The following is a 2,420-nucleotide window of genomic DNA, read 5'->3' as shown; positions in this document are numbered from 1 at the left end:
CCTTCACGTAGGAGACCAGGCTGCCGGCGGCCAGGCAGACCAACGCGGCGGCCACCCCGGAGTAGTTGCCCTGCGTGGCCAGCCAGTACGCGACAGCGCCGAAGACGGCGCTGTCGGCGACCCGGTCCATGCTTGAGTCGAGGAACGCGCCGACCCGGGTGGAGCCACCGCTCATCCGGGCCATCGTCCCGTCAAGCAGGTCGGTGAGCGCGAACAGGGTGACGATCAACGCGCCCGCGACCAGATGGCCGCGAGCACCGAAGCCGAGCGCGCCGACGAGCACACCAACGGTGCCCGCGACGGTGACGGCATTGGGGGTGACGCCCGCGCGCAGCAGGGCGCGGGCAATCGGCTCGACGACGCGGGTCATCCCCGCGCGGGCCGACACTTGGAAGATCTTCGCCATGGCGGTCCCCACGATAACGGTCCGCCCAGCTCTGCCGATACGGACGGTACCGCCGACCCGCCCGGGGGAGGCTTGTGCCTGTCCGGCAACGGGTGTGAGATCGAGCCGGGAGGTGAGCCAGCTCACCCGTCCGCCCGTTGAGTTCCCGCTGTGCAGCAGACCACCGGAGGATATCGCCGCGCACTCGCCCCGGGCCGCTTCCCGTCGCGCGGCGGTCGCCACCACCACCGGCTGAGGGAGGTGCGCCCCATGGCGCAGAAGAGTCACGACAAGGGTTCCACCGGCGGCACGCCGGTGGTGACCGAGCCCGAGCGGGTTCGCAACGTGGTGCTCGTCGGCCACTCCGGGGCGGGCAAGACCACCCTGGTCGAGGCGCTGCTCGCGGCGACCGGCACGATCGGTCGCGCCGGCACCGTGGTCGACGGCACCACGGTCGGCGACCACGACCCCGCCGCCGTACGCCAGCAGCGCTCGGTCAGCCTGTCCTGCGCGCCGCTGCTGCACAACGGCATCAAGGTCAACCTGCTGGACACGCCCGGGTACGCCGACTTCGTCGGTGAGCTGCGCGCCGGGCTGCGGGCCGCCGACGCCGCGCTGTTCGTGGTCTCCGCCGCGGGCGGCATGGACGCGGCCACCGTCGCCCTGTGGGAGGAGTGCGCCGCCGTCGACATGCCCCGGGCTGTCGCGGTGGCCCGACTGGACCAGCCCCGCGCCGACGTCGACGAGACGGTGGCGCTCTGCCAGCGCCTCTTCGGCGACAACGTGATGCCGCTCTACCTGCCGATGCTCGGCGACGACGGGGTGTCCACCGAAGGTCTGCTCGGCCTGATCACCCGCCGGGTCTTCGACTACAGCGCCGGGCTGCCCGCCGACGTCCGCGACCCGGACCCGGAGCACCAGCGGGCCATCGACGAGTCCCGCGACGAGCTGATCGAGGGGATCATCGCCGAGAGCGAGGACGAGACCCTGATGGACCGCTACCTCGACGGCGAGGAGATCAGCGACGAGGTGCTCATCGACGACCTGGAGAAGGCCGTCGCCCGGGGCCACTTCTACCCGGTGGTGCCGGTCTGCGCCCAGACCGGCGTCGGGCTGGACGTGCTGCTGGAGGTGCTGACCGCCGCGTTCCCCTCCCCGCTGGAGCACGAGCTGCCGGCGGTGACCGGCGTGGACGGCTCACCGCGTCCGCCGCTGAGCTGCGATCCGGCCGGGCCGCTCGTCGCCGAGGTCGTCAAGACCACCGTCGACCGCCACGTTGGTCGGGTCTCGCTGGTCCGGGTCTTCTCCGGCACGCTGCGCCCCGACCAGACGGTGCACGTCTCCGGCCACGGCCTGGCCGAACGCGGACACCCCGACCACGACGCCGACGAGCGGGTCGGGCACATCTACACCCCGCTGGGCGCCACCCTGCGGGAGGTGTCGTTCTGCGTGGCCGGTGACATCTGCGCGATCACCAAGTCGGGCAGCGCCGAGACCGGCGACACCATCTCCACCAGGGACGAGCCACTGCTGATCGCCCCCTGGGAGATGCCGGAGCCGCTGCTGCCGGTGGCGATCGTCGCCCGCAGCCGCGCCGACGAGGACGCCCTGGCCCGCAACCTCGCCCGACTGGTCGCCGGCGACCCCACCCTGCGGCTGGAGCGCAACCCGGAGACCCACCAGCTGGTGCTCTGGTGCATGGGCGAGGCACACGCGGACGTGGTGCTCGACCGGCTGCGTGCCGGCGGCGTCGAGCTGGACACCGAGCCGGTCAGGGTGTCGCTGCGCGAGACGCTGACAGTGCCCGCGAAGGGGCACGGCCGCCACGTCAAGCAGTCCGGCGGCCACGGCCAGTACGCGGTCTGCGACATCGAGGTCGAGCCGCTGCCGCGCGGCAGCGGCTTCGAGTTCGTCGACCGGGTCGTCGGCGGCGCGGTGCCGCACAACTACATCCCGTCGGTGGAGAAGGGCGTCCGTGCCCAGCTGGAGCGCGGGCTGGTCGCCGGCCACCCGGTGGTGGACCTGCGGGTGACAC

Annotated in this window: 2 protein-coding genes; one reads left to right on the top strand and one right to left on the bottom strand. The window is 72.8% G+C overall.

Annotation, left to right across the window (positions count from 1 at the left end; genetic code table 11):
• A partial coding sequence (locus tag KBX53_RS29680; protein ID WP_210862953.1) for a CDP-alcohol phosphatidyltransferase family protein occupies nt 1-406 on the bottom strand: 406 nt, incomplete at its 3' end.
• A 249-nt stretch (nt 407-655) separates the two neighbouring features.
• Between KBX53_RS29680 and KBX53_RS29675 the strand changes: the two genes are divergently transcribed.
• A partial coding sequence (locus KBX53_RS29675) for an elongation factor G-like protein EF-G2 (protein ID WP_210862951.1) occupies nt 656-2,420 on the top strand: 1,765 nt, incomplete at its 3' end.

Origin of the sequence: Micromonospora sp. M51 (genome assembly GCF_018070305.1) — a bacterium.
Lineage (GTDB): Bacteria > Actinomycetota > Actinomycetes > Mycobacteriales > Micromonosporaceae > Micromonospora > Micromonospora parva.
The sequence above is the reverse complement of the archived record's forward strand: the minus strand, read 5'-3'. Positions and strand labels throughout refer to the sequence as shown.